Source organism: Ensifer sp. Root127 (assembly GCF_001425225.1).
In the GTDB taxonomy this organism is placed as follows: domain Bacteria; phylum Pseudomonadota; class Alphaproteobacteria; order Rhizobiales; family Rhizobiaceae; genus Ensifer; species Ensifer canadensis.
Genome location: NZ_LMDX01000015.1, coordinates 16,364 through 41,845, shown reverse-complemented (window position 1 = coordinate 41,845; position 25,482 = coordinate 16,364). Strand labels below are relative to the sequence as shown.

The following is a 25,482-nucleotide window of genomic DNA, read 5'->3' as shown; positions in this document are numbered from 1 at the left end:
GATTCTAGCCTTTCTGCACCCTTGATGTTTTGCCCGGTTCGGCCGATGTGGAATCGGCCGGGCCTGGCTTCAGACCGACTTTCGATTTGGCGCGCAAACTTCTATGTTTCGCGCATGAGTGACCGACCCGACGACCTTCGCCCTATTCTGCGCATCGACTTTCCGCCAGGGGACCGACTTGGGCGCGGCAAGATCATGCTTTTGGAACTCATCCGCGAGACCGGATCGATCTCGGCTGCCGGCCGCGCTATGGACATGTCCTACCGCCGGGCGTGGCTTTTGGTCGATGCGCTGAACCGGATGTTCCGGGAACCGTCGGTCGAAAGCCAGCGTGGCGGCAAACAGGGTGGTGGTGCGATGCTGACACCGTTCGGCGAAACGCTGATCCGCCGTTATCGCGAAATGGAGGCGAAGGCGAAGGCCGCCATCGCCGATGATCTCGCCTGGCTGGAGGCAGTCCGCGATCGGGAGCAGGCGAGTGCGCCTGTCAGTGATCGATCGCCACGGACTTGATGATCGCGTGGACCGGCTTGCCCTGATAAAGCTGGAGCGCATCGCGTGAAAAGGTGGTGATGCGGGCGGCGATCGTCGCGCTTCCGCAGTCCACCCGCACATCGACACTGCCGTTTTCGCCCACTGTCAGGTCGACGATCGTTCCCTCCAGCACGTTTAGAGCGCTGATGCCTTCAGGACGAACCGTCGCCAGCATGACGTCGCGTGCGGCAATATGCAGGCGCAGCGCGTGCCCCGGCGCCACGTCGATCCTTTGCACCCGGATCAGCCGGTCGCCGACCCGGACGGTTGTCAGATCGTGGGTGGCGTCGTGCATCTCGACCACGCCTTCGAGCAACACGCCCGCTTCGCGCCGGCCGGTTGCCAGTGCCGCCGCCGGCGCGCTCAACACTTCGGCGGCGGCGCCCGATGCCTTTACGCGGCCGTTCTCCAGCACGACGACCCGTTGCGCCAGGCGCGCGACCTCACTCACGGAGTGGCTGACATAGACGATCGGCACGCCCGCATCGTCGCGCAATCGCTCGAGATAAGGCAGGATCTCGGCCTTACGCGCATCGTCGAGCGCGGCAAGCGGCTCGTCCATGAGCAGCAGGCGGGGGGCGGCAAGCAAAGCGCGGCCGATGGCGACGCGCTGCCGCTCGCCGCCCGAGAGCGCCGAGGGGTTGCGCTCGAGCAGATGGCCGATGCCGAGCATGTCGACGACACGCGCCATGTCGGCCGCCTTTCCTGACCTGCCGGCAAACCAGCGGCCATAGGCAAGGTTGCTGCCGACGCTTAAGTGCGGGAACAGCCGAGCTTCCTGGAAGACATAGCCGAAGCGGCGGCGATGCACCGGCGTGAAGATCCGTCGTTCGCTGTCGGCGATGATGTCGCCGTCCAGCACCACGCGGCCGCTTTCCGGCTTCATCAGTCCGGCGATGATGTTGATCAGCGAGGTCTTGCCCGAGCCCGAGCGGCCGAACAGCGCGGTGACGCCGCCGTCGGAGGTGAAGGTGGCGTCGACGGAGAAATCCCCGAGCCGATGGCGGGCTTCAACGAGAAGGCTCATGCGGCAACCGTTCGCTTGGCGGCGGCGTTTGCCAGCAGCTCCGAGAGCATCAGCGCCGCCATGGAGATGATCACCGAGATGATCGTCAGGCGCATGGCGCCGGCATCGCCGCCCGGCACCTGGGTGAAGGTGTAGATCGCAGACGACAGCGTCTGCGTTTCGCCGGGGATGTTGGAGACGAAGGTGATGGTCGCGCCGAATTCGCCCATCGCCTTGGCGAAAGCGAGGATCATGCCGGCGATGATGCCTGGCAGGATCAAGGGCAGCGTGATGGTGAAGAACACCCAGACCGGCCCGGCGCCGAGCGTGGTTGCGGCATCCTCGAGCTTGCGGTCGACCGCCTCGATCGACAGCCGGATACTGCGAACCATCAAGGGGAAGGCCATGACGGCGCAGGCGAGTGCCGCGCCGGTCCAGCGGAAGGAAAAGACGAGGCCGAAATTCTCGGCGAGAAAGGCGCCGATCGGTCCGCGACGGCCGAACAGCAGCAGCAGCAGGAAGCCGGTGACGACGGGGGGCAGGATCAGGGGCATGTGAACGAGGCCGTTTAGCGCCGTCTTGCCCCAGAAGCGTCCGCGGGCAAGCAGCATGGCGACCCCAAGCGCAAACGGCAGGCTGCAGACCATCGCAACCGTCGCCACGCGCAGGCTCAGCAGGATCGCCATCCATTCCGCCTCGCTCAACTCCAACCAATCCAAAGTCATCCCACTCCCGGTCGAAATGCCCAGCGCCGCGCGATGTCCGCGCGGCGCTGGAGAAAGATAGATGCTTCGCCCGTTTCTGGACAGGCGCCGCACGCGCTATTTCAGGATAGTAAAGCCCTGCTTTTCGAAGAGCGGCGCTGCCTTGTCGGACTTGATGAAGTCGACATAGGCGGTCGCGTCGGCGTTCTTGCTGTCCGTGGTGACTGCGATCGGATAGATGATCGGCGGATGGCTGTCCTCGGGGAAGGTTCCGACGATCTTGACGCCCGGATCGGCTGCAGCGTCGGTCTGGTAGACAATGCCATAGGGCGCTTCCCCGCGCGAAACGAGCAGCAGTGCGGCGCGCACGCTCTCGGCGCCCGCAACCTTCTGTTCGACGCTCGACCAGACGCCGAGCTTTTCAAGCGCTGCCTTGCCGTATTTGCCGGCCGGCACGGAATCGACTGCACCCATCGCCAGGCGACCGTCACCGAGTAGCGTTGCCAGATCGAAGCCCTGCTTGATGTCGACCGGCTGCGCGTCTGTCTTGCCCGAGATGAGAACGATGCTGTTGCCGAGCAGGTTGGCACGGGTGTCGTCCTTGATCAGCTTCTTCTCGGCCAGATAGTCCATCCAGGCGAGGTCGGCGGAGATGAAGACGTCAGCCGGTGCGCCCTGTTCCACCTGCTTGGCGAGCGCGGAGCTGGCCGCATAGGAGACGGTCGTTTCCTTGCCGCTTTCTTTCTGCCATTCGGCATTGATCGCATCGAGCGCGTTCTTCAGGCTCGCGGCAGCAAAAACGGTTACCTTGTCCTCGGCCATGGCGGCGCTTGGCGCGAAGGTCGCGCCGGCCCAGGCGACGCCAAGGGCGAGCACCAGCCCCTTCAGCCATTGTCTGCGTTGCATCATCAGTCTTGCCTCCATCAAGTTCGTGATATTTTTCAGGATATAACGATATCTCATCCTGATTAGCGTTGTATCCATTGAAATACAATGCTGCTCGAAAGCGCTAGTAAAAGCCGTGAAACAAGCGGCTCGTCGCGCGGTTAGCGCTTGCGGCTGCGGGTGATCGCTCTAAATTCCGGGGCGGCAAGCGGATGAAACGGACCGGAGGCGTGATGGAAACGGCAGTGAAGCTCGAAGAAAGCTGGAAGGCGGCGTTGGAGCCCGAATTTTCCAGCGCGTATATGGGCGAACTCAAGCAGTTCCTGGTCGGCGCGCGCAGCGAAGGACGGCAGATCTTTCCGCGGGGACCTGAATATTTTCGGGCGCTCGATCTGACGCCGCTCGACAAGGTGCGCGTCGTCATCCTGGGGCAAGACCCGTACCACGGTGACGGCCAGGCGCACGGGCTCTGCTTCAGCGTGCGTCCGGGCGTCAGAACGCCACCTTCGCTCGTCAACATCTACAAGGAACTGAACGCCGACCTCGGTATTCCACCGGCTCGTCACGGCTTTCTCGAAAGTTGGGCGAAACAAGGCGTGTTGCTGCTCAACAGCGTGCTGACGGTCGAGCGCGGGCAGGCGGCTTCACATCAAGGGCGGGGCTGGGAGCGCTTCACCGACGCGATCATCCGCGCCGTCAACGAGGCCGATCACCCGGTGGTGTTTCTGCTGTGGGGTTCCTACGCGCAGAAGAAAGCCGCCTTCGTCGACCGCTCGCGCCATCTCGTTTTGCGGGCGCCGCATCCCTCGCCGCTCTCGGCGCATTCCGGCTTTCTCGGTTGCCGGCACTTTTCCCAGGCCAATGCCTTCCTCGCCTCGAAAGGCTTTGAGCCGATCGACTGGACGCTGCCGGAAAATCCGGAGGCACCTTAAGCGCGCGCGCCAAGCAATGACGCCGACGGCTGGGAGCGTGTCGCGGGCGGGTCTTGTGTCTCAATCGGCAATCCGCCAAAGACACTGCAACACTTTGATCTGCTGCAGATAACAAAGGCGAGGACCGCGTGCGAAAACTTCTGATCATCGGCATCGGCTCCGGCAACCCCGAGCATATGACTGTACAGGCGATCAATGCGCTCAACCGCGCCGACGTGCTGTTCATCCCGACCAAGGGTGAGAAAAAGACCGAGCTTGCGGAGGTGCGCCGCGAGATCTGCGCGCGCTACGTCACGCGCGCCGACAGCCGCACGGTCGAATTCGCTGTGCCGGTCCGCCGCACCGAGGGCGTCAGCTATGATGGCAGCGTCGACGACTGGCATGCCCGCATCGCCGAAATCTACGAGCGCCTGATCGATGGCGAACTGACCGAAGACGGAACCGGCGCCTTTCTCGTCTGGGGCGACCCAATGCTCTATGACAGCACCATCCGCATCGTCGAACGGGTGAAGGCGCGTGGCAAGGTCGCGTTCGACTATGACGTTCTTCCCGGCATCACCAGCCTGCAGGCGCTTTGCGCCAGCCACCGCATTCCGCTGAACCTTGTCGGCAAACCGGTCGAGATCACCACCGGGCGCCGCCTGTCCGAAAGTTTTCCGAAGCGCAGCCAGACGTCGGTCGTCATGCTCGATGGCGAGCAGGCATTCCAGCGGATCGACGATCCGGACGCCGAGATCTACTGGGGCGCCTATCTCGGAACGCCAGACGAAATCGTCATCTCCGGCCGCTTGGCCGACGTCAAGGACGAGATCCTGGCGACCCGCGCAAGGGAACGCCAGCGCATGGGGTGGATCATGGATATCTACCTCTTGCGCAAGGGTGCCGATTTCGAGGAATAGCCGCTGTTGTGCCTGCTTTCTCCAGGCTTTTCCCGTCGTCTTTGATCTCTCTCAACGTCGGTGGCTGTGCTATAGCGTCTGGTGAAAAAAAAAGCCCAACGAGAGGGCGACCGCTGGGAGCGACCGAGACAAGACTATGAGCAGTTGCGCCGTGCCGACATCGCAAACAATGGATGCCGCCGCCTCTATGCGCCGGGGTGCGTGCCCGTCGCTTGCAGCACCGATGCCGACCGGCGATGGCCTGCTGGTGCGGCTGCGGCCGCTCGACGGCAGCCTGACGCTTTCCCAGTTCTCTGATGTCGCTGAGGCCGCCCGGCAGTTCGGCAATGGCATCCTGGAAATTACCGCGCGCGGCAATCTGCAGGTCCGCAGGCTGACGGCATCGACCGTTCCCGGCCTTGCCCAAGCGATCGGCGAAGCGGCGATCGTGGTCCCCGATGGAGTTGCCATCGAGACGCCACCGCTTGCCGGCATCGATCCGGAAGAGATCATCGACCCACGGATCCTCGCTGCCGTGCTGCGCAAAGAGATCGCCGCACGAGGCGCTGCACTGCGGCTGGCGCCGAAGCTCGCCATCATCGTCGATGGCGGCGGCCGGTTCCACCTCGGCGATACGGTTGCCGATCTCCGTCTGCAGGCTGTCGGGCGCGGCGGGGACGTCTGGTGGAACCTATCGCTTGCGGGAACCGCTGCAACGGCGAAGCCCATTTGCGCGCTTCGAACCGAGGCGGTCGTGCCGATCGTTATCCGGATTCTTGCAGCGCTGACCGACATCGGGCCGGCTGCGCGTGGCCGGGATCTCGAGATCGATGCGGTGCAGATGCTCTGTCCGGTGGGCGCCGACTTTGTCGAGATCGTTCCGGCTCCGATGTCGGTGTCTCCGGTCGTCGGTATCCACGATCTCGGCTCGACTGGTGCTGTCCTTGGCCTTGGGCTCGCCTTCGCCCAAATCGACGCTATCAGCCTCATCGCCCTTCTGCGGCAAGCCGCGGAGCTTGGGGCGCGAGAAATCCGGCTTGCGCCCGGCCACAGTTTCTTCATGCTGGGTCTGGAGCCGGAAGCGGCCGAAATCGTCCAGCGGCTGGCGCTGGCGCAGGGCTTTCGTATTGCAGCGGATGACCCGCGAAACCACATTGCCACCTGCGCCGGCAGCACCGGCTGCGCTTCCGCATGGATGGACACCAAGGCGATGGCGCGGCTATGGGTGGAAACGGCGCCGGATCTGCTCGACGGCTCGCTGACGGTGCACCTCTCCGGTTGCGTCAAGGGCTGCGCCCGTCCGAAGGCGTCGGCGTTGACGCTGGTGGGTGCGCCATCAGGATATGCGCTTGTCGTAAATGGGGCGGCGAAGGATGGCGCGAATGCCTACACCGATGAAAATGGAATGAAATCCGCGCTGGAACGGCTGGCTGGCCTGGTGCGGGAAAACAAAGACGCTGGCGAATCGGCGCGGTCCTGTCTTACACGGCTGGGTGCCGCGCGCGTCTCGGCTGCGTTCGAACAGGGATAGAAATGCCTGAGTATGATTACATCCGGGATGGCAACGCCATCTATGAGCGTTCCTTCGCCATCATTCGGGCAGAAGCCGACCTTTCCGCCTTCTCCGAGGAGGAAGCCGATCTCGCGGTGCGCATGGTTCATGCCTGCGGCCTCGTCGAGGCGTCGAAGCAATTCGTGTTCTCTCCCGATTTCGTCACCGCTGCCCGCGGCGCCCTGAAGAACGGCGCGCCGATCCTCTGCGACGCCGAGATGGTGGCGCGGGGCGTAACGCGGGCGCGCCTGCCTGCAGGCAACGAGGTGATCTGTACGCTTCGCGATCCGCGCACCGCGGAACTGGCAGCCGAGATCGGCAATACCCGGTCGGCTGCGGCACTGAAGCTCTGGGGTGAGCACATGGCTGGTGCGGTCGTCGCGATCGGCAACGCGCCGACGGCGCTCTTCTATCTGCTCGAAATGCTGCGCGATGGCGCGCCGAAGCCGGCTGCGATCATCGGCATGCCGGTCGGTTTCGTAGGTGCTGCGGAATCGAAGGATGCGCTTGCCGAGAATTCCTATGGCGTGCCCTTCGCCATCGTGCGCGGTCGCCTCGGCGGCAGCGCCATGACGGCTGCAGCACTCAATTCGCTAGCGAGGCCGGGCCTGTGAGCGGGGCAGGCATGGGCCGGTTGATCGGCGTCGGCACAGGCCCCGGCGATCCGGAGCTGCTGACGGTCAAGGCCGTCAAGGCGCTGGGCGAGGCGGATGTGCTTGCCTATTTCGCCAAGGCAGGCCGCAGCGGCAATGGCCGCGCTGTTGTCGAGGGGCTGTTGAAGCCCGGTCTCATCGAATTGCCGCTCTACTATCCCGTGACCACCGAGATCGACAAGGACGACGGCGCCTACAAGAGCCAGATCACCGATTTCTACAACGCTTCTGCTGACGCAGTCGCCAGGCATCTCGAGGTCGGGCGGACCGTTGCGGTGCTGAGCGAGGGCGATCCGCTGTTCTATGGTTCCTACATGCATCTGCATGTGCGGCTTGCCGGGCGCTTCCCGGTCGAAGTCATCCCCGGTATCACCGCCATGTCCGGCTGCTGGTCGCTTGCCGGCTTGCCGCTGGTCCAGGGCGACGACGTCCTGTCGGTCCTGCCGGGCACGATGGCGGAAGGTGAGCTTGGACGACGCCTTGCCGATACCGAGGCCGCCGTCATCATGAAGGTCGGGCGCAACCTGCCGAAAATCCGCCGGGCGCTTGCCGCCTCCGGCCGGCTCGACCAGGCCGTCTATGTCGAGCGTGGCACGATGAAGAACGCGGCGATGACGGCACTTGCCGAAAAGCCCGATGACGAGGCGCCATACTTCTCGCTCGTGCTCGTTCCCGGGTGGAAGGACAGGCCATGACCGGCACGCTCTATGTCGTCGGCACGGGCCCCGGCAATGCCGAGCAGATGACGCCGGAGACGGCGCAGGCGGTCTCAAACGCGCAGGAATTCTTCGGCTACATCCCCTATCTCGATCGCCTCAACCTCAGGCCCGACCAGATGCGCATCGCGTCGGACAATCGCGAGGAGCTTGATCGCGCACAGGCGGCACTGACGCGCGCTGCTGCCGGCGCCAAGGTCTGCATGGTATCGGGCGGCGACCCCGGCGTCTTTGCCATGGCGGCTGCTGTCTGCGAAGCGATTGACAAGGGACCGGCGGAATGGAAGTCCGTCGATCTCGTGGTGACGCCCGGCGTCACCGCGATGCTGGCGGTTGCCGCGCGCATCGGCGCGCCGCTTGGCCATGATTTCTGCGCCATCTCGCTGTCCGACAACCTGAAGCCCTGGGAGGTCATCACCAAGCGGCTGAAGCTCACGGCGGAAGCCGGGCTGGTGATCGCGCTCTACAATCCGATCAGCAAGGCACGGCCCTGGCAGCTCGGCGAGGCCTTCGAAATCCTGCGCGGCGTGCTGCCGGCAACAGTGCCGGTGATCTTCGGTCGCGCCGCCGGCCGGCCGGATGAGCGCATCGCCGTCATGCCGCTCGGCGAGGCCGACGCCAGCCGCGCCGACATGGCGACATGCGTCATCATCGGTTCGTCGGAAACGCGCATCGTTGCGCGCGAAGGCAAGCCGGATCTGGTCTATACGCCGCGTTTCTATGCGGGAGACAGCCATTGATCGATGCGTTCGAGCGCGGCATCGCAGTCGCTCACCGACAGCACGTCGGTGGGCTTGCGGCGCTCGACCATGATCACCGCGATCCCCAGCCTGCGCGCAGCCGCGATCTTTCCATAAGTTGCGGCTCCGCCACTGTTCTTGGCGACGATGACGTCGATGCGATGAGCCCTAAGCAGATCGATCTCGTCCGTTTCGGCAAATGGGCCGGTGGCAAGGATCGCCGTCGCGTCCGGCAGTTTCAGGGGCGGGGTCACCGGGTCGACGCTGCGGATGACGTAGCTGTGCTGCGGCGCAGTCTCGAAATGAAAGGCCTCCTGCCGGCCGATGGCGAGAAAGACACGGCGCGGGGCGTCGCCAAGGGCCACGACCGCCTCCGCAACGGTGCCGACGCCGGTCCAGTTGTCGCCGGCTTCCGCTTGCCACTGCGGGCGCTGCAGGGCGAGCAGGCGCACCCGCGCAGCCTTTACCGCCGCGGCGGCGTTTTGGGAAATCCGGGCGGCGAAGGGGTGTGTCGCGTCGACGACCAGCGCGATCTGTTCGGCGTTGAGGAAGGCTGCGAGCCCCTCGGCGCCGCCAAAACCGCCGATGCGGGTCTTGACTGGCTGCGGGCGCGGATCGGCCGTACGGCCGGCAAGCGAGATCATGGTGTTGTAACGCATGTCACCGGCAAGGCGGGATGCCAGTTCGCGGGCCTCGGTCGTCCCGCCAAGAATGAGAATGCGAGGTTTTTCCATGGCTGAGGTGTCGAACAGCGATCCGGCCATCGTCTCCCCCTGGTTGACCATCATCGGCATAGGCGAGGATGGTGTAGCCGGTCTCGGCGACGAGGCCAAGCGGCTGATTGCCGCTGCGCCGGTCGTCTATGGCGGTGCCCGCCACATGGAGCTGACGCACTCGCTGATAAAGGGCGAGGGCCGCGTCTGGCAAAGCCCGTTCGGCCGCTCGGTCGAGGAGATCGTTGCGCGTCGCGGCAGCCCGGTGGTCGTGCTCGCCTCAGGTGATCCCTTCTTCTTCGGCGTCGGCGCCACGCTTGCGCGCCGCGTCGCCGCGCCTGAGATCCGCACGCTTCCGGCACCGTCCTCCTTCAGCCTTGCCGCCTCACGTCTCGGCTGGGCACTGCAGGAGGCAACGCTCGTTTCGCTGCACGGCCGGCCGATCGATCTAGTGCGGCCACACCTGCAGCCCGGCAACAGGGTGCTCGCTCTGACCTCGGATGGGGCGGGACCGAAGGCGCTCGCCGAGCTGCTCGCAACAAGCGGTTTCGGTCAGTCCAGGCTTACGGTTCTGGAGGCCCTTGGCGGCGCCGGCGAACGCGTGACGACGCAGATTGCCTCGCGCTTCATGCTGGGTCTGGTCCATCCGCTCAACGTCTGCGCCATCGAGGTGGCCGCTGATCAGGGCGGACGGGTGCTGCCGCTTTCGGCCGGGCGCGACGACACGCTGTTCGAACATGACGGCCAGATCACCAAGCGGGAGGTGCGGGCGCTGACCCTTTCGGCGCTGGCGCCGCGCAAGGGCGAGCTGCTCTGGGATATCGGCGCCGGTTCCGGCTCGATCGGCATCGAATGGATGCTGGCCGATCCGGCCATGCGGGCGATCGCCATCGAGGCCTCGCCGGAGCGCGCGGCGCGTGTCGGCCGCAATGCCGAGGCATTCGGCGTGCCCGGCCTTACCGTCGTCGAAGGCAAGGCGCCGGCGGCTCTCTCAGGCCTGTCGCGTCCCGATGCAATCTTTATCGGCGGTGGCGGCAGCGAGCCTGGCGTCATGGACGCAGCCGTTGCGGCGCTTGGCAGCGGCGGCCGGCTTGTCGCCAACGCGGTTACGACGGAAATGGAAGCGGTGCTGCTTCAACGCCACGCGCGGCTCGGCGGATCGCTGATCCGCATCGACATCGCCCGCGCCTCGCCGGTCGGCGGCATGACGGGATGGCGCCCGGCGATGCCGGTGACGCAATGGTCCTGGACCAAGGCCTAGAGCATGTCGCGCAAAAGTGTACCGCGGTTTTGCGACAACGGCACGCGAAAGAACATTCGCGCAAAAGGGCGGAGCGTTTTACGTCCGACTTGCGCAATTATGAGATGGCGTGGATCCACGATGCTGTGTGCAAAGGGGACGCTCCAAAACATTCGGAGAGACACATGACGGTACACTTCATCGGCGCCGGTCCGGGAGCGGCGGACCTGATCACGGTTCGCGGCCGCGATCTGATCGGGCGCTGCCCGGTCTGCCTTTATGCCGGCTCGATCGTCTCGCCGGAACTGCTGCAATATTGTCCGCCCGGCGCCCGCATCGTCGATACCGCGCCGATGTCGCTCGACGAGATCGAGGCGGAATATGTGCGCGCGGCGGAAGTCGGCGAGGATGTCGCCCGGCTTCATTCCGGGGACCTCTCGGTCTGGAGCGCGGTTGCCGAGCAGATCCGCCGGCTGGAAAAGCACGGCATCGGCTATACCATGACCCCCGGCGTGCCGGCCTTTGCCGCCGCGGCCGCGACGCTCGGTCGCGAGCTGACCATTCCGGCGGTCGCCCAGAGCCTGGTGCTGACGCGGGTTTCCGGTCGTGCCTCGCCGATGCCCAACACCGAGACGCTTGCCGGCTTCGGCGCCACCGGCTCGACCCTTGCCATCCATCTCGCCATCCATGCGCTCGACCAGGTCGTTGCGGAACTGACACCGCTCTATGGCGCCGAATGCCCGGTGGCGATCGTCGTCAAGGCGTCGTGGCCGGATGAACGGGTGGTGCGTGGCACGCTTGGCACCATCGCCGCCAAGGTGGCCGAGGAGCCGATCGAGCGCACCGCGCTGATCTTCGTCGGTCTGGGACTGGAAGCGTCGGATTTCCGCGAAAGCTCGCTCTACGATCCCGCCTATCAGCGCCGCTTCCGCGGGCGCGAGTAGGCCTACTCTGCGCTCTCTTCGGGCAGCGGCTTCTGTTTCAACGGAACGCCGCGGCGTTGCTCGACGCGGTCGCGATAAAGTGCTGCCTGGCCGAGCAGCATCAGCGTCACCGGCGTGGTCATGATGACGAAGACGATGATCAGCACTTCGTGGAACACCCAGCGGCTCTGCAGCACGGCAAAACAGATGATCGAGGCGGTGCAGATGAGGATGACGCCGCCGCTGGTGGCAAGGGTCGGCGCATGCAGGCGGGTGTAGAAATCCGGCAACCTCAGCAGGCCGAGCGAGCCGATCAGCGCAATCGCCGCGCCGAGAAGAACGAGCCCGCAGACGACAATGGCGGCCCAGGTCGGAAGGTCGGTCAGATGGCTCATTCGATCAACTCCCCGCGCATCAGGAACTTGCCGAAGGCGATCGACGAGACGAAGCCGATCAGCGCGACGATCAGCGCCGATTCGAAATAAAGGCTGTTGGCGGTGCGGATGCCGAAGGATAGCAGCATCAGCATGGCGTTGATGTAGAGCGTATCGAGGCCGAGGATGCGATCCTGCGCCCGCGGTCCCTTGACCATGCGGTAGAGCGCGAAGGCCATGGCAAGCCCGATCATGATCTGCGCGATCAGGATCGACCAGATGATTGCAAGCTCAGTCATCCGAACATCTCCTTCAAACCTGCCTCATAGCGCTTCACCGTCTGCAGCCAGATCTCCTCGTTTTCCATGTCGAGCACGTGGAAGAGCAGCGACTTCCGGCGGCGGTCGTATTCGAGCCACGCGGTGCCCGGCGTCGCCGTCATGATGCAGGCGAGCAGAGCAAGCGCGTTTTCGTCTTCGAGATCGAGGTCGACCGTCAGGAAGCCCGAGTTCGGCGCCCGCCGTCCGGCGCGCAGGATCACTAGCATGACGGCAATGTTGGAGCGGATGACGTCGACGACGACGCTGGCGCCGAAGCGCAGCGTGCGCAGGATCCGGCGCGGATGCGAGTGGGCGGGATTGAGCTTCAGCGTCACCCAGCCGAGCGCGACGCTCAATATCGTGCCCATGACGATCGTGCCGGGGGCGACCGACTGGTTGAGAAGCAGCCAGATGATGAGCAGGCCGACAGACAGCAGCGGGTAGGGGAACCAGGTGCGCATCGGTTACTGCCCTCCCGCACGTGGCGCCCTGAGGACGCGCTGGGTGTAGCCCGACGGGTCGAGCAGGGAATCGGCCGTTGCCTGCATGTAGTGCATCGTCGGCCCGGCCTGCAGGCTCAGGAAGATGCAGGCGCCGAGCAGCACGACGACGGGGGCAATCTCGATGACGAAGACGCGCGGCACGGTGTTTTCGATCGAGGCCCAGAAGGTGCGGATGCCGACGCGGTTCATGGCGATCATGGCGGAGAGGCCGGACAGGATCAGCAATGTGACGTAAGTCCAGTCGGCGGCAGAAATCGCCGGCGCGGCCTCGGGGCCGGAAAGGCCGAAGAGGCCGCTCAGGATCGCGAATTTGGCGACGAAACCCGAGAGCGGCGGCAGGCCGGCGAGCAGCAGCGCGCAGAGGCAGAAGCAGAGGCCGAGCACGGCCATGGTGCCGGGAATGGCGGCACCCGCTTCATCGACTTCCTCGTCCTCGTCGGCATCGCCATAGGCTTCCATCGTCACCGCCAGAACGTCGGCGCCGGCATCGCGGCCGCGCTCCACCAGTTCGATCAACAGGAAGAAGGCCGAGATCGTCAGCGTCGAACTGACGAGGTAGAACAGTGCACCGGCAATCATGCTGGAATGCCCGAGGCCGATCGCCGCCATCAGCGTGCCCGAAGAGACGAGCACCGAATAGGCGGCAAGCCGGGCCATCGCCTGCGAGGCGAGTACGCCGATGGCGCCGAAGGCGATGGTCAGCATGCCGCCGACCACCAGCAGAGTCTGGCCGAAGCCGGCGGACACCCCGGCATTGGCGCCAAAGACGAGCAGCGACAGCCGCAGGATGACGTAGATGCCGACTTTGGTCAGCACCGCAAAGACGGCCGCAACCGGTGGCGTTGCCGCCGAATAGGCGGTGGGCAACCAGAAGCTCAACGGCCACATGCCGGCCTTGACCAGAAAGGCGACGCCGAGCACGCCGGCGCCAACTTCGACCATCTGGCGGTTCTCTGGCGAGATGGTCGCAAGCTTGACCGCGAGGTCGGCCATGTTGAGCGTGCCGGTCGCGCCATAGATCAGGCTGACACCGATCAGGAACAGCGACGAGGCGGCAAGGTTGATCGCGACATAATGCAGGCCGGCCTTGACGCGCAGCGGGCCCGAGCCGTGCAGCAGCAGGCCGTAGGAGGCCGCGAGCATGATTTCGAAGAAGACGAAGAGATTGAACAGATCCCCCGTCAGGAAGGCACCGTTGAGCCCGGCGATCAGCAGCTGGAACAGCGAGTGGAAGTGATGGCCGGCGGTGTGCCAGCGGGCGATCGAATAGACCTGGGCGGCGAGCGCCAGGCCGCTCGTCAGGCAGAGCATCAGCGCGGAGAGCCGGTCGAGCACCAGTACGATGCCGAACGGCGCCGGCCAGTTGCCGAGCTGGTAGACGCTTGTGCCCGCAAGAAAGCCTTCCGTCGAGGCGCTAGCGCGCATCAGCACCATCGAGAGCACGAAGAGGGCGAGCGTCGAGACGAAGCCCATCACGCCCTTGGCCATGCGGTTGCGCTCGTCGATCGGGATCATCGCCGCGCCGACCATCAGCGGCAAGAGGATCGGCAGGATCATCAGGTGGTGCAGCCAATCAGTCACTGCGCTGCTCCCTTCCATCGACATGGTCGGTGCCGGTGAAGCCGCGCGAGGCGAGCAGTACGACGAGGAAGAGCGCCGTCATGGCAAAGCCGATGACGATCGCGGTCAGCACCAGCGCCTGCGGCACAGGATCGGTGTAGCGCGAGAGATCGCCGACGCCGCCGGGCTCGAGAATGGGGGGCGCATTCACGCGCAGCCGACCCATGCTGAAGATGAAGAGATTGACGGCATAGGAGAGCAGCGACAGGCCGATGATCACCTGGTAGGTGCGTGGGCGGAGCAGGAGATAGACGCCCGAGGCGGTGAGGACGCCGATGGCGGCAGACAGGATGATCTCCATTACTTCGCCTCCTTTCCGGCGCGAAGGACGGCACGGGCATGGGCACGCGGAGCGCGGATCGACTGGTGCGCAAGCGCGATCAGGATGAGCACGGTTGCCCCGACCACCAGCGAGAAGACGCCGAGGTCGAAGAGGATTGCGCTTGCCAGCGGGAATTTGCCGACGATCGGCAGGGTGACATATTGCGCGTGCGAGGTCAGGAACGGATAGCCGAACAGCCACGAACCGATGCCGGTTGCCGCCGCGACGATGATGCCGATGCTCATCCAGCGCAGCGGGTGGATGCGCAGCCGCTCCTCGACCCAGCGGGTGCCGCCCGACATGTATTGCAGGATGAAGCCGATCGACATGGCGATGCCGGCCGCAAAGCCGCCGCCCGGCAGGTCGTGGCCGCGCAGGAAGAGATAGGCGGCCAGCATGCCGCTGACCGGGAACATCCAGCGCATGATGACAGATGGAACGAACAGATATTCGGCGACGCTGTCGCCCTTTGCGCGATCGGGATGATCGTCGTCGAAGGCATTTTGGACCTGCTGCTGTACCGGCGCCTCAAGGCTGTCTGCCTGAGGACGGAAGCGCAGCAACAGTGCAAAGACGGTCAGGGCCACGATCGCCAGCACGGCGATTTCGCCGAGCGTGTCGAAGCCGCGGAAGTCGACGAGGATGACGTTGACGACATTGGTGCCGCCGCCTTCCTTGTGGGCACGCTCGAGGAAATAGCTGGCGATGGTTTCGGGCATTGGGCGGGTCATCACGGTGTAGGCGATCAGCGCCACGCCGCCGCCTGCGACAATGGCCAGCAGAAAGTCGCGCAGGCGCCGCAGACGGACGCGCAGCGACAGCAATTCTGATTCCTGCGTGTCCTCGATGCGCTTGGGCAGCCAGCGCAGGCCGAGCAGGATCAGCACAGTCGTGACGATCTCGACGAGGAGCTGGGTAACCGCAAGATCGGGGGCCGACAGCCAGACGAAGGTGATGCAGGTGACGAGACCGGCGCCGCCGAGAAGCACGAGTGCCGCCAGCCGGTGGAACTTTGCCTGGTAGGCGGCCCCAACCGCGCAGGCGATGCCGATCGCCCAGAGCAGGGCGAAGGCCGGATCGATGCCGCGCACCAGAAGCGGCGGCAGTTCGAAATGATTGAGCAGCAGCGGCAGGGCGCCGGCGACGATCGCGACGAAGACCAGGAACCGCATCTGCGGCTGCAGTCGGCGCGTGCCGAGCCTCTGTTCGAGCCAGCGCGCCCACTTCCACGACAGGGTCACCAGTACCCGCTCGAAGATGCGCTGGCCGTGCAGCAGGCGGAAGACCGGCGGCCCTTCGGTGCTGGTCGCCAGATAGTTCCCCATCAGGAAATAGAGGCCGATGCCACCGAGAAGCGCCACGAAGCTCATTATCAGCGGCAGGTTCCAGCCGTGCCAGACCGAAAGGTTGTACTGCGGGGTGCTGGCACCGAGGATAGACACGACGGCTGTGTGCAGGAACGGGCCGATGGTGATGGCCGGGATAATGCCGACGACGAGGCAGGCCAGCACCAGGAACTCGATCGGCGCCCGCATCCAGCGCGGCGGCTCATGCGGGATCTTGGGCAGATCGCTCGGCGTCGGGCCGAAGAAGACGCTGTGGATGAAGCGCAGCGAATAGGTCACCGCGAACATGCCGGCGAGCGTGGCGACATAGGGCGTCATCGTATCGAGCAAATTGGCCTGGTGCGTCTCGATCGCTTCGGCGAAGAACATTTCCTTGGAGATGAATCCGTTCAACAGCGGCACGCCGGCCATCGCGGCGCTGGCGACCATGGCGAGCATTGCGGTTCCCGGCATGTAGCGTATGAGCCCGCCGAGCTTGCGCATGTCGCGCGTTCCGGTCTCATGGTCGATGATGCCGGCCGCCATGAACAGTGATGCCTTGAAGGTCGCGTGATTGACGATGTGGAAGACGGCGGCGACCGCCGCGAGCGGACTTCCGAGGCTGAGCAGCACCGTGATCAGGCCCAGGTGGCTGATGGTCGAATAGGCCAGAAGCCCCTTCAGATCCTGCTGGAAGATGGCGAAGTAAGCGCCGAGCAGTAGTGTCGTCAGGCCGGCGAGCCCGACGATCCAGAACCAGGCCTCGGTGCCGGCCATCACAGGCCAGAACCGGACGAGCAGGAACACGCCTGCCTTCACCATCGTCGCCGAATGCAGATAGGCGGAGACGGGGGTTGGTGCTGCCATCGCGTGCGGCAGCCAGAAATGGAACGGGAACTGCGCGCTCTTGGTCAAGGCCCCGAGCAGGATCAGGACCAGCATCGTGACATAGAGTGGGTGGTTGCGGATCGTATCGCCGGAGGCAAGCACGACGTCGAGGTCGTAGCTGCCGACGACGCGGCCCATGATCAAAAGCCCGACAAGCATGCAGAGCCCGCCCATGCCGGTCATCGTCAGCGCCATGCGCGCACCGTCGCGGGCGTGGGCATTGTGGTGCCAATAGCCGATCAGCAGGAAGGAGACGATGCTCGTCAGCTCCCAGAAGACCGCAAGCAGGATCAGATTGCCGGAGAGAACGACGCCCAGCATCGACCCCATGAAGGCGAGAAACAGGGCAAAGAAGCGCGGTACCGGATCCTCTGCCGCCATGTAGTAGCGGGCGTAGAGCACGACGAGCACGCCGATTGCGGTCACCAGCACCGTGAACAACCAGGCAAAGCCGTCCATTCTCAAGGTGAAGTTGAGGCCGAGCTCGGGCATCCAGGCAAGTTCATAGCGAAGAACGCCGCCGGAGGTGACGAAGGGGTAGAGGCAAACCGCAACGAGGAAGCAGAGCAGCGCGATCGCGCCTGCGAACCAGGCCGTTGCGCCGCGTTGATCGGACGGAAAGAAGATTGCAATGAGGCTCCCCGCAAACGGGGCTAGGATGAAGACAGAAAGCAATTTCCCCGCGTATTCGATCGTATCGTTCCCTTCTCTTGGGCATATTGGAGATTGGGTGCCGAAGCCCCTCAAGGACCATCGCTGACGCAACGGTCGCAGACGACGCCGTCATGGTCCGCATAGCGGTAACAGCCGTATGTTTTTATGACGATTTTCCCGGGGGCTGCCAAGCCTCGATGGCGGGAAAAATGTGAGATCGCGTCATTTTTGGCCAGCTCGAGCGCGCGCCGAACTGTCGCAGCCGACCGAAGGTGGCGTCAGGCGGCCTGCCACCTACGCTCGAAAACAAAGGTCGCAAGATCGTTGGCGCTCATCGGCCGGGCAAAGGCATAGCCCTGAAGGCCGTGGCAGCCGAGCTCCTGCAGAATGCGGGCGTGCTCGAGCGTTTCGACGCCCTCGGCGATCACCTCGATGCCGAGCGAGGTGCCGATATCGATGATCGATTCGACGAGGCGCCTTTCGGCCGGCGAGTTCAGGATCGGCAAAATCAGCTGGCGATCGATTTTCAGGCGCCGCGGGGTCAGCTTCAGCAGGCTGAGGATGGAGGCATAGCCGGTGCCGAAATCGTCGATCTCGATATCGATGCCGAGTTCCTTGATCCGGCGAATGTTGGACAGCACCGTGACGTCGCTCTCGTCGAAGGAGATCGATTCCAGCAACTCGAAGGACAGGCGGCCGCGCGGGATCTGCAGCTGTTCGAGACGGCCGATCAGCCCCTCGTCGTGCAGGCGGGCATAGGAGAGGTTGACCGAGATCTTCGGGATGTGGATGCCATTGGCCTCCCAGCGATAGATCTGGAACAGCGCCTGCTCCAGGATCGCCTGGTCGATGGAGGCGACGACGTTGATGTCTTCGGCGGTCTTGAGAAAGGTGTGGGGACCCAGCAATCCCTTGGTCGGGTGGTCCCAACGTGCAAGCGCCTCGACGCCGATGACCTCAAGCGTGTTCGGGCAGAACTGCGGCTGGAAATGCGCGATGAATTCCTTGTGTTCCAGACCGCGAAGGATCTCGTCGGCGGTCTGCTTGGTCTTGAACACGGCAGTCTTCAGGTCGCCGGTGAAGGTCTCGTGCCGATTGCGGCCGCGGCGCTTGGCCTCGTAAAGGGCGATGTCGGCATTGACGAGGATCTGCGCCAGGTCGTCGGTCGGCTTGGTCTGCGCCGCGATGCCGATGCTGACGCCAATGCGGCATTCCTGGTCCTTGTAGCGAACCGGAACGCTCATTGCCTCGATGATGCATGACGCCAGCCGGGCGTCGGGCTCGGCGCTGTCCTCCGGGCGGACGAGGACGAATTCGTCGCCGCCGATGCGAGCGACAAAGTCCTTCTCCTTGGCGTTGGTGCGCAGCAGTTCGGCTGCATGCCGCAGGATTTCGTCACCGGCCGCATGCCCCAGCGTGTCGTTGATCTGTTTGAAGCGATCGAGATCCATATGAAAGATGCTGAGCCTTGCCTCCGCTTCGAAGTGATGGCTTCTGTCTGCGAGTACCTGGTCGAGGAAGCGCCGGTTCGGCAGGCCGGTCAGCGGATCGTGCAGGGCATTGAACTCCATGCGGTAGCGCGCGGCCTCCAGTTCGGCGCTGTGCGCCTCGGCCTGGCGCTTGGCTTCCGACAGGGTTGCGCGGGTCTTGATGTCGGCGGTCACGTCCCAGTTGACGCCGACGATCTTCTTGCGCCCATCGGCGCCGTCATAGGTCGAGCCGATGGCGCGGATATGCCGGATGGTGTCATCCGGTAGCCGGATTCGAAACTCGGAATTGTAGGCGCTGCCCGCCGCAAGGGCTTCGGCGAACTCCTCTTCCGCGCGGTCAATGTCGTCGGGATGCAAGGTCGTCTTCCAGTCGTCATAGGCCTTGCGCACCGATCCGGTCTTTCCGTAGAGCTCCTTCATCCGCTCGTCCCAGAGCAGCTTGCCGCTGGCGATGTCGAGTTCCCAGATGCCGATCTGCGAGCTGTCGAGCGCGATCTTCAGGCGGTGCGACAGTTCCTGCAATTGCGCCTTGCTGTGCCTGAGGGCGCGAATATTGTTCTGCCGCTCGCTCATCAGCCGGCCCGTCAGCAGCATCGGCAGGATGATCATCAGGCCGCCGGCAACGATCAGCGCGCGGATGAACCAGGCATTGCGGGGCGTGTGCGGCCAGCCGCCTTTGGGAACGGCGGCGATGTGCCAGGAGCCGCCGGGAAGCAGGACGGTCATATCAACCGGCGCCTGACCAAAAACCTTGGGGTCGCCGAAGAAGGCCGTTCCACTGCTGCCCGTCCCGTCGCGGCCGGTCATCGCGATATCAATGCCCAGCTTGGAAGAGAGGAGACCGCTGTCATTGTAGAGACGATCGACATCGATGACGGCAGAGACGATGCCCCAGAAGCGATTGCTGCCTCCGCCGGCATCGATCGATACCGGGAAGCGGCCAATCAGTCCGCGCCCGCCCTGCACGAGATCCACCGGGCCGGCGAGAACCATCTTGCCGGTGTCCCTTACCTTCATGACGGCGGCGCGCTGGGCATCGTTCTTGCGGTAATCGAGCCCGATCGCCCTTTCATTGCCCTGCAAGGGATAGGCCATGCGCACGATGAGGTTCGGCGCCGCGGCGATGCTGCGCAGCTGCGAGCGCTCTGTGAAGATGCTGCGCGAAAGAGCTGCAAAACGCTCCTGGTCCATACCCGGTTCGGTCACGATGGTGCCGATCAGGCCCCGTACGAGCTGGATATTGCCGTTGATGCTGGCCTCGAGTTTGGAGCGGATCGGGTTGAGCTCGTCGGCGACTTGAGATCGCATGCGGGCTTCGGAGACCACCTGGTTCTGATTGTCCGCAAGAATGCCGGCCGCGAGAACAACGAAAGAGGCGATGATCGCGGGAAGGTAGTTCGGCGTCAGAACTCTGGAAAGTTTCTTCTTCCCGAGGTGGAAGATATGTCTGGCAAGCACAAGATCACCCCGGCGGTGTGCGAATGATACGAAACGACCGGGATGATCCCAAATTGGTATTAACAATTGTGTTTTAGTTCCGGCTTTTATGCTTGCCGGGAGGTCATTTTGCCGTCTTCCGCTCGGGCAGTTTCTTGCGCTTGGTTTCCGCAAGTTCTTCAAGCTCGCTTTCGGTCATGGATTTTTCCATTTCGCGTGACGCGCCCTTGAGTTCGGATTTCTTCATGTCTCCGCGTTTGGCGGCAAGGGCTGCACCGGCCGCCTTTTGCTGTGCCTTGGATTTTGCAGGCATGTCGCATCTCCTTGCGTGCGTTCGAATAGCTCAAACGCCGATCGATCGCGCCGGTTCCGCGCTTTACAGCGCCGTGCGTCAAATAAGACGCGCGAAGGACGCTGTAACGCTTTAAATTTGCTACATAATTTTATCCTTAAACCGGATCCGATTTAAGGAATTATGCAGTCGATCACGATCTGCCATCGATCATCGCCTGCAAGGTCTCCAGCCGGTCGGCCTCATGCGGGAGCTTGTCCTGACGCAGCCGTGCAATACGGGGAAAGCGCATGGCAACGCCCGACTTGTGCCGGGTCGACCGGTTCAGCCCCTCGAAGGCGACCTCGACGACGAAGCCGAAATCGGGTTCGGCCCGCACGGCCCGGACCGGGCCGAAGCGCTCGATGGTATTATCCCGGACGAAGCGGTCGAGAATTTCCAGTTCGGCATCGGTAAAGCCGAAATAGGCCTTGCCCACCGGCACCAGCGTTTCCGTGCCGTCGATCTTAGTCCAGACGCCGAAGGTGAAATCGGAATAGTAGCTGGAGCGCTTGCCGTGGCCGCGCTGCGCATACATCAGCACCGCATCGACGTTAAAGGGCGCGCGCTTCCATTTGAACCAGGGACCCTTGGCGCGGCCGGCGGTATAGGGCGAATCCAGCCGCTTCAGCATGATGCCTTCGATGACGGGATCGGGCGGATCGGATCGGAGCTGGTCGAGTTCCTCCCAGGAGGAAAACGGCACGAGCGGGGACAGGTCGAAATGCTGCGGCGAGGCCCGTTCGACAAGGTCGCTCAATATCGCCCGTCGTGCCAGGAAACCCTCCGCCCGAACGTCGGTTTCGCCCGCAAAGAGCACGTCGTAGGCGCGGATGAAGGCGGGGTATTCGTCCAGCATCTTGCGGCTGACGGACTTGCGGTTCAGCCGTTGCTGCAGGTCAGAAAAGGTCCGGGTGGCACGGTTGGTGCGGGCGGTGCCTCCGACCAGCAGTTCGCCGTCGATGATGCCGGAAAAGTCGGCCGCCTCCAGCACATCAGGGAAGGCACCGGAGATTTCGTCGCCGCTGCGCGAGTAGAGCCGTGTGGTCCCACCGATATTGGCGAGCTGCACGCGGATGCCGTCCCACTTCCATTCGGCGGCAAAATCCTTCGGGTCGAGCCCGTCGAGGTCGCCTTCGCCGACAGGAGTGGCAAGCATCACCGAATGGAAGACGGCGGGCGTCGAAAGCACCGGCCTTTCCGCCTCTCCCGCCAGCCATTGGAAGAGCGGCAGATAGGGCGGAGCGAGCCCGTGCCAGAGAGTTTCGATTTCGCTGACGTCCTTTCCACCCATCTCGGCCAGAGCCTGCTTTGCGAGCTTGGCGGAGACGCCGATGCGCAGGCCGCCGGTCACGAGTTTCAGGAAGGCGAAGCGCGCCGATGTGTCGAGCCGGTCGAGCATGTCGCGAACGACACTGCGCACATTGGCGCGGCCGGTCGCCTGCAGCTTTTCGATCGCGTCGCCGAGCGGAATGTCGTCGAGCACCACGCCTGCAGGCGGCTCCCAGACCAGCGACACGGTCTCGGCAAGGTCACCGACATAATCGTAGGAATAGCGGAACAGCACCTCGTCCATGCGTTCGAGCAGAAGGTCACGGATCATCGCCGGCTTGACGGTTGCAAGCGAGAGCGTGCCGGCGATCGCGGCGAGCGCATAGCCGCGGCTCGGATCAGATGTAGTGCGGAAATAATCCGCCAGCAGCCGGATCTTGGCGTTGCGCTGCGGGGTGAGCACGAGGCGGTCGAGCAGTTCGGCGAAGGCCTTCATCGCTCACTCTCCCTCGTCGTCATAGCCGACGAGATGCAGCGGTCGCGCGGCGATGCCTTCGAGCTCGCACCAGCGCACCAGCGCCTCCTCGCGGCCATGGGTAACCCAGACTTCCGCCGGGCCGATCTCACGGATCGTTTGCGTCAGTTCTGGCCAGTCGCAGTGGTCGGAGATCACCAGCGGCAGCTCGACGCCGCGCTGCTTGGCCCGTTGCCGGATCATCATCCAGCCTGAAGCGAAGATCGCCAGGGGATCGACGAAGCGCCGCGCCCAGCGGTCGGCGAAGGCTGCGGGCGGGCCGATGACGACGGTGCCGGAAAAATCCTGCTTCTCGTCGGCGGCAAGCGTCGCCGGGCGGATTTCACCGAGATCTATGCCTTCGCCACGATAATAATCACAGAGCTTCTGCAAGGCGCCGTGGATGTAGATCGGCTGGTCGTAGCCCTGCTCGCGCAGAAGGGCGATCACCCTCTGCGCCTTGCCGAGCGCATAGGCGCCGACCACATGGGTGCGCTCGGGAAACTGCTTCAGCGACGTCAGCAGCTTCTGCATCTCGGTGCGGTCGTCCGGGTGGTGGAAGACCGGCAGGCCGAAGGTGGCCTCGGTGATGAAGACGTCGCATGGAACCGGTTCGAACGACAGGCAGGTCGGGTCGCGGCGTCGTTTGTAATCGCCCGAGACGACGATGCGCGTGCCCTTCGCCATCACCGAAATCTGCGCCGAGCCGAGCACATGGCCTGCGGGGTGAAAACGCACCTCGACGCCGTTGACGACCATCGTCTCGCCCAGGGCAACGGCCTGGCTCGTGCCGCAGAAACCGTCGCCATAGCGGATGCGCATGATATCGAGCGTTTCGCGGGTGGCGAGCACCTGACCGTGGCCGGCGCGAGCGTGGTCGGAATGGCCATGGGTGATCAGGGCGCGATCGACCGGCTGCACCGGGTCGATGTAGAAATCCCCGATCTCGCAATAGAGACCTTTCGGGGCTGGATAGAGCAGGGCGTCCGGTTTCATGGCCATAAAGATAGCCGGCGAACGCATGTCCGCCAGCTATCGCAGCAAAGTTTTTCGAACGGTTGGACAAGCCGGTCCGTTCGGGGTGACATCAGTCGTGCAGCGCCAGCGTGTCGCCGATCAACTTCAGGGTTTTCGCTGCATCGATGTCGATGCAAGCTTTCTGGCTCGGCAGGTTGTCCCACGGGCTCGGCGGGAACAGCCGGCTGTCGGGCTTCTGGATCGTCTGGCCATCGGCAAGGCCGCCGCAGACGACGCGGATGACGCCGCTGCGCACCTTGAACAGGTCCGGCGCCACGACATAGGCACAGGCGCAGCTGTCATGCACCACCATACCGTCAGGCACATGCTGCTCGTAGAAGGTGATGTAGAACTGCGAGATGTCGGAGAGCAGCTGTGCCGGCGCTCCGCCGCGTGCGGCGATGTCGGCGAGCATGGCCTTGGTCATCACCGTCTTGGTGGTGACATCGAGACCGACGACCGTAACCGGCCACGGCGCCGTCATGACGACGTCGGCTGCCTCGGGGTCGCCATGGATATTGGCTTCGGCGGCCGGCGTGATGTTGCCGTTGACGTCGAAGGCGCCGCCCATGATCACCACTTCGCGCACCAGCGGCGCAAAATCCGGATCTTCGCGCAGTGCCAGCGCCAGGTTGGTCATGCGACCGACGGCAATCAGCGTCACTTCGCCGGGATTGGCGCGGACGGTGTCGATGATGAAGCGGTGCGCCGGGCGGGGATCGACGGGCAGGTCGATGGTCTCGGGCACGTCGATGTTGCCGAGGCCGTCATCGCCATGAATAAAGGTCGGCCAGCCGACATGCGGCCGATCCGGATTGAAGGTCTTGTCGAGACCTTTTGCGACCGGTGCCTTAATGCCCCACTCGCGCTTCAGGAACAGCGCATTGCGCGTCGTCGTTTCGACCGAGGCGTTGCCGAAGACCGTCGTAATGCCGATGAGGTCGATATCCGGGTGGCGGTGGAGGAAGAGGAGGGCCATCGCATCGTCGATGCCCGGATCCGTATCAAAGATAACCTTGTGCATGTGTTCTTCTTTTCTTTTTCTTGCGTTTGACGGGTCGCAATGGAGGCAAGATGCCTGCGAAAGTCAATCACCCTTCGATCCCTATCGAACACGCCCGATGTCGAAGCTGAAGATGTCTTTTGGGCGAGCTCCTCTGTTCTTCCCGTTCGTCTATGGCGCGCGGCGCTTAAACTTTCTGAAAGGTGCAGCGCCTATCCTTGCAAGGCGCCTTCGGGCTTTTGTTACAGTTCCTGAAATGACAGCGGAGCCATTCTCGTGAAGGCTATTCTCGGCAACTTGCGCCCATCGAAGAGGCTGGTCGTCATCCTCGCCGCGGCGTTCGGCGTGTCGGCTGCCTCAGGTGCTGCCGCCGTCTATGTCGGCCGCGACGCATTGATGGAGCGGATTTCCAAGCCCGCCACCTCCGGCCTCGAATGCACCCTGGTCAGAACCATCAAGCTCGGCCATCACGGTCAGCGCTGGGTCCGCATGCACATCAAGACGGATCGTGCCGACGGCGAAGCGCGCATGCGCACGGCGCTTCGCGTGGTCGGTGCTCTCTCCAAGACGGAAAATGCCGAGCTTTACCAGGTGGTCGTTCTCGATGCGGCCGGACCGGAAGAGCGCGCCCAGGTTCGGGGTGCGGCGATCGGCGCGCAAGTTCTCTTTGCACCGGGCCCGCAGAGCGTGCCCGGTATGGATGAACCGTTCCGCGCGTCCTACAATGACGGCACGGCAAACTCGGCCGGCTTCTTTCATGGCAACACCATCGATCTTTCCGTGGGTGACATCCGCGGCATGATGGCCGGCATGGACGATCGGTCGCCCTGCATCGATCCGAATGCTGTCGCCGTCGAGGGCGAGGCGGCACCGGACGCCACGGCGCAAGAGCACAAGGTCGAGAGCGCCGAAGCGCCTGCAGGCCACTGAAGCGCC

General features: G+C 64.0%; 25 protein-coding genes. 10 read left to right on the top strand and 15 right to left on the bottom strand.

Annotation, left to right across the window (positions count from 1 at the left end):
• Positions 1-114 precede the first annotated feature (114 nt).
• Positions 115-513 (top strand): winged helix-turn-helix domain-containing protein, encoded by a 399-nt coding sequence (locus tag ASD03_RS18120; protein ID WP_025424942.1) that lies wholly within the window; start codon positions 115-117, stop codon positions 511-513.
• On the opposite strand, the gene modC is transcribed toward ASD03_RS18120, so the two are convergent.
• The 3 genes from modC to modA form a co-directional block, all read right to left on the bottom strand.
• Positions 488-1,561, bottom strand: a complete 1,074-nt coding sequence (gene modC / locus ASD03_RS18115) for a molybdenum ABC transporter ATP-binding protein (protein WP_025424941.1) — start codon at positions 1,559-1,561, stop codon at positions 488-490. The two genes, ASD03_RS18120 and modC, sit on opposite strands and share 26 nt — an antisense overlap.
• Positions 1,558-2,259 (bottom strand): molybdate ABC transporter permease subunit, encoded by a 702-nt coding sequence (modB, locus tag ASD03_RS18110; protein WP_057214688.1) that lies wholly within the window; start codon positions 2,257-2,259, stop codon positions 1,558-1,560. Before modB ends, modC begins: the two co-directional genes overlap by 4 nt.
• Before the next feature lie 102 nt (positions 2,260-2,361).
• Complete coding sequence (gene modA, locus ASD03_RS18105; RefSeq protein WP_025424939.1) at positions 2,362-3,153, bottom strand: molybdate ABC transporter substrate-binding protein; 792 nt, start codon at positions 3,151-3,153, stop codon at positions 2,362-2,364.
• 209 nt (positions 3,154-3,362) lie between these two features.
• Here modA and ung point away from each other — a divergent pair, with 209 nt between their 5' ends.
• The 6 genes from ung (at position 3,363) to ASD03_RS18075 (ending at position 8,600) form a co-directional block, all read left to right on the top strand.
• Positions 3,363-4,061, top strand: coding sequence for a uracil-DNA glycosylase (gene ung / locus ASD03_RS18100; RefSeq protein WP_025424938.1), 699 nt, complete (start codon positions 3,363-3,365; stop codon positions 4,059-4,061).
• Positions 4,062-4,189: 128 nt separating this feature from the next.
• A complete protein-coding gene (gene cobF / locus ASD03_RS18095; RefSeq protein WP_025424937.1) occupies positions 4,190-4,960 on the top strand; it encodes a precorrin-6A synthase (deacetylating) in 771 nt (256 codons plus the stop codon).
• Positions 4,961-5,096: 136 nt separating this feature from the next.
• The gene (cobG, locus tag ASD03_RS18090) at positions 5,097-6,470 is read left to right on the top strand and encodes a precorrin-3B synthase (protein ID WP_025424936.1); all 1,374 of its coding nucleotides are present in this window, start codon (positions 5,097-5,099) and stop codon (positions 6,468-6,470) included.
• 2 nt (positions 6,471-6,472) lie between these two features.
• On the top strand, positions 6,473-7,105 hold the full coding sequence (locus tag ASD03_RS18085; RefSeq protein ID WP_025424935.1) for a precorrin-8X methylmutase: 633 nt from the start codon (positions 6,473-6,475) through the stop codon (positions 7,103-7,105).
• Positions 7,102-7,839 carry a precorrin-2 C(20)-methyltransferase gene (locus ASD03_RS18080; RefSeq protein WP_025424934.1) on the top strand — a complete coding sequence of 246 codons (738 nt, stop codon included), beginning with the start codon at positions 7,102-7,104 and terminating at the stop codon, positions 7,837-7,839. The genes ASD03_RS18085 and ASD03_RS18080 overlap by 4 nt, the downstream gene beginning before the upstream one ends.
• A complete protein-coding gene (locus tag ASD03_RS18075) occupies positions 7,836-8,600 on the top strand; it encodes a precorrin-3B C(17)-methyltransferase (protein ID WP_025424933.1) in 765 nt (254 codons plus the stop codon). Before ASD03_RS18080 ends, ASD03_RS18075 begins: the two co-directional genes overlap by 4 nt.
• Here ASD03_RS18075 and ASD03_RS18070 read toward each other — a convergent pair.
• On the bottom strand, positions 8,579-9,364 hold the full coding sequence (locus tag ASD03_RS18070; RefSeq protein ID WP_038576517.1) for a cobalt-precorrin-6A reductase: 786 nt from the start codon (positions 9,362-9,364) through the stop codon (positions 8,579-8,581). The two genes, ASD03_RS18075 and ASD03_RS18070, sit on opposite strands and share 22 nt — an antisense overlap.
• Between ASD03_RS18070 and cbiE the strand changes: the two genes are divergently transcribed.
• Positions 9,333-10,574: a precorrin-6y C5,15-methyltransferase (decarboxylating) subunit CbiE gene (gene cbiE, locus ASD03_RS18065; RefSeq protein WP_107028392.1), complete on the top strand. Its 1,242-nt coding sequence runs from the start codon at positions 9,333-9,335 to the stop codon at positions 10,572-10,574. The two genes, ASD03_RS18070 and cbiE, sit on opposite strands and share 32 nt — an antisense overlap.
• A 164-nt stretch (positions 10,575-10,738) precedes the next feature.
• Positions 10,739-11,497: a precorrin-4 C(11)-methyltransferase gene (gene cobM, locus ASD03_RS18060; protein ID WP_025424931.1), complete on the top strand. Its 759-nt coding sequence runs from the start codon at positions 10,739-10,741 to the stop codon at positions 11,495-11,497.
• A 2-nt stretch (positions 11,498-11,499) separates the two neighbouring features.
• On the opposite strand, the gene mnhG is transcribed toward cobM, so the two are convergent.
• The 11 genes from mnhG to ASD03_RS18005 form a co-directional block, all read right to left on the bottom strand.
• Positions 11,500-11,871, bottom strand: a complete 372-nt coding sequence (gene mnhG / locus ASD03_RS18055; RefSeq protein WP_025424930.1) for a monovalent cation/H(+) antiporter subunit G — start codon at positions 11,869-11,871, stop codon at positions 11,500-11,502.
• The gene (locus tag ASD03_RS18050) at positions 11,868-12,149 is read right to left on the bottom strand and encodes a K+/H+ antiporter subunit F (RefSeq protein WP_025424929.1); all 282 of its coding nucleotides are present in this window, start codon (positions 12,147-12,149) and stop codon (positions 11,868-11,870) included. The genes mnhG and ASD03_RS18050 overlap by 4 nt, the downstream gene beginning before the upstream one ends.
• Complete coding sequence (locus tag ASD03_RS18045) at positions 12,146-12,631, bottom strand: Na+/H+ antiporter subunit E (protein WP_025424928.1); 486 nt, start codon at positions 12,629-12,631, stop codon at positions 12,146-12,148. The genes ASD03_RS18050 and ASD03_RS18045 overlap by 4 nt, the downstream gene beginning before the upstream one ends.
• Before the next feature lie 3 nt (positions 12,632-12,634).
• On the bottom strand, positions 12,635-14,278 hold the full coding sequence (locus tag ASD03_RS18040) for a monovalent cation/H+ antiporter subunit D (protein WP_025424927.1): 1,644 nt from the start codon (positions 14,276-14,278) through the stop codon (positions 12,635-12,637).
• Entirely contained in the window at positions 14,247-14,594 is a 348-nt protein-coding gene (locus tag ASD03_RS18035) for a Na+/H+ antiporter subunit C (RefSeq protein ID WP_025428214.1), read from the bottom strand. The genes ASD03_RS18040 and ASD03_RS18035 overlap by 32 nt, the downstream gene beginning before the upstream one ends.
• The gene (locus ASD03_RS18030) at positions 14,594-17,521 is read right to left on the bottom strand and encodes a monovalent cation/H+ antiporter subunit A (RefSeq protein ID WP_337797751.1); all 2,928 of its coding nucleotides are present in this window, start codon (positions 17,519-17,521) and stop codon (positions 14,594-14,596) included. The genes ASD03_RS18035 and ASD03_RS18030 overlap by 1 nt, the downstream gene beginning before the upstream one ends.
• Positions 17,522-17,760: 239 nt before the next feature.
• Positions 17,761-20,430 (bottom strand): EAL domain-containing protein, encoded by a 2,670-nt coding sequence (locus ASD03_RS18025; protein WP_025424925.1) that lies wholly within the window; start codon positions 20,428-20,430, stop codon positions 17,761-17,763.
• A gap of 103 nt (positions 20,431-20,533) precedes the next feature.
• Complete coding sequence (locus ASD03_RS18020) at positions 20,534-20,722, bottom strand: DUF3008 family protein (protein ID WP_025424924.1); 189 nt, start codon at positions 20,720-20,722, stop codon at positions 20,534-20,536.
• Between the two features lie 172 nt (positions 20,723-20,894).
• On the bottom strand, positions 20,895-22,508 hold the full coding sequence (locus ASD03_RS18015) for a cisplatin damage response ATP-dependent DNA ligase (protein ID WP_025424923.1): 1,614 nt from the start codon (positions 22,506-22,508) through the stop codon (positions 20,895-20,897).
• Positions 22,509-22,511: 3 nt separating this feature from the next.
• Positions 22,512-23,522 (bottom strand): ligase-associated DNA damage response exonuclease, encoded by a 1,011-nt coding sequence (locus tag ASD03_RS18010; RefSeq protein ID WP_038576510.1) that lies wholly within the window; start codon positions 23,520-23,522, stop codon positions 22,512-22,514.
• 91 nt (positions 23,523-23,613) lie between these two features.
• On the bottom strand, positions 23,614-24,567 hold the full coding sequence (locus ASD03_RS18005) for a nucleoside hydrolase (RefSeq protein WP_025424921.1): 954 nt from the start codon (positions 24,565-24,567) through the stop codon (positions 23,614-23,616).
• A 255-nt stretch (positions 24,568-24,822) separates the two neighbouring features.
• Between ASD03_RS18005 and ASD03_RS18000 the strand changes: the two genes are divergently transcribed.
• Entirely contained in the window at positions 24,823-25,476 is a 654-nt protein-coding gene (locus tag ASD03_RS18000; RefSeq protein WP_025424920.1) for a hypothetical protein, read from the top strand.
• The last annotated feature ends 6 nt before the right edge of the window (positions 25,477-25,482 follow it).

Excerpts from the sequence above, each read along its gene's own strand:
- ASD03_RS18120 (WP_025424942.1), top strand. The coding sequence starts at position 115 with ATGAGTGACCGACCCGACGACCTTCGCCCTATTCTGCGCATCGACTTT.
- modC (WP_025424941.1), bottom strand. The coding sequence starts at position 1,561 with ATGAGCCTTCTCGTTGAAGCCCGCCATCGGCTCGGGGATTTCTCCGTC.
- modA (WP_025424939.1), bottom strand. The coding sequence starts at position 3,153 with ATGATGCAACGCAGACAATGGCTGAAGGGGCTGGTGCTCGCCCTTGGC.
- ung (WP_025424938.1), top strand. The coding sequence starts at position 3,363 with ATGGAAACGGCAGTGAAGCTCGAAGAAAGCTGGAAGGCGGCGTTGGAG.
- cobG (WP_025424936.1), top strand. The coding sequence starts at position 5,097 with ATGAGCAGTTGCGCCGTGCCGACATCGCAAACAATGGATGCCGCCGCC.
- ASD03_RS18085 (WP_025424935.1), top strand. The coding sequence starts at position 6,473 with ATGCCTGAGTATGATTACATCCGGGATGGCAACGCCATCTATGAGCGT.
- ASD03_RS18075 (WP_025424933.1), top strand. The coding sequence starts at position 7,836 with ATGACCGGCACGCTCTATGTCGTCGGCACGGGCCCCGGCAATGCCGAG.
- cbiE (WP_107028392.1), top strand. The coding sequence starts at position 9,333 with ATGGCTGAGGTGTCGAACAGCGATCCGGCCATCGTCTCCCCCTGGTTG.
- ASD03_RS18070 (WP_038576517.1), bottom strand. The coding sequence starts at position 9,364 with ATGGCCGGATCGCTGTTCGACACCTCAGCCATGGAAAAACCTCGCATT.
- cobM (WP_025424931.1), top strand. The coding sequence starts at position 10,739 with ATGACGGTACACTTCATCGGCGCCGGTCCGGGAGCGGCGGACCTGATC.
- mnhG (WP_025424930.1), bottom strand. The coding sequence starts at position 11,871 with ATGAGCCATCTGACCGACCTTCCGACCTGGGCCGCCATTGTCGTCTGC.
- ASD03_RS18050 (WP_025424929.1), bottom strand. The coding sequence starts at position 12,149 with ATGACTGAGCTTGCAATCATCTGGTCGATCCTGATCGCGCAGATCATG.
- ASD03_RS18045 (WP_025424928.1), bottom strand. The coding sequence starts at position 12,631 with ATGCGCACCTGGTTCCCCTACCCGCTGCTGTCTGTCGGCCTGCTCATC.
- ASD03_RS18040 (WP_025424927.1), bottom strand. The coding sequence starts at position 14,278 with ATGTCGATGGAAGGGAGCAGCGCAGTGACTGATTGGCTGCACCACCTG.
- ASD03_RS18035 (WP_025428214.1), bottom strand. The coding sequence starts at position 14,594 with ATGGAGATCATCCTGTCTGCCGCCATCGGCGTCCTCACCGCCTCGGGC.
- ASD03_RS18020 (WP_025424924.1), bottom strand. The coding sequence starts at position 20,722 with ATGCCTGCAAAATCCAAGGCACAGCAAAAGGCGGCCGGTGCAGCCCTT.
- ASD03_RS18015 (WP_025424923.1), bottom strand. The coding sequence starts at position 22,508 with ATGAAGGCCTTCGCCGAACTGCTCGACCGCCTCGTGCTCACCCCGCAG.
- ASD03_RS18010 (WP_038576510.1), bottom strand. The coding sequence starts at position 23,522 with ATGAAACCGGACGCCCTGCTCTATCCAGCCCCGAAAGGTCTCTATTGC.
- ASD03_RS18005 (WP_025424921.1), bottom strand. The coding sequence starts at position 24,567 with ATGCACAAGGTTATCTTTGATACGGATCCGGGCATCGACGATGCGATG.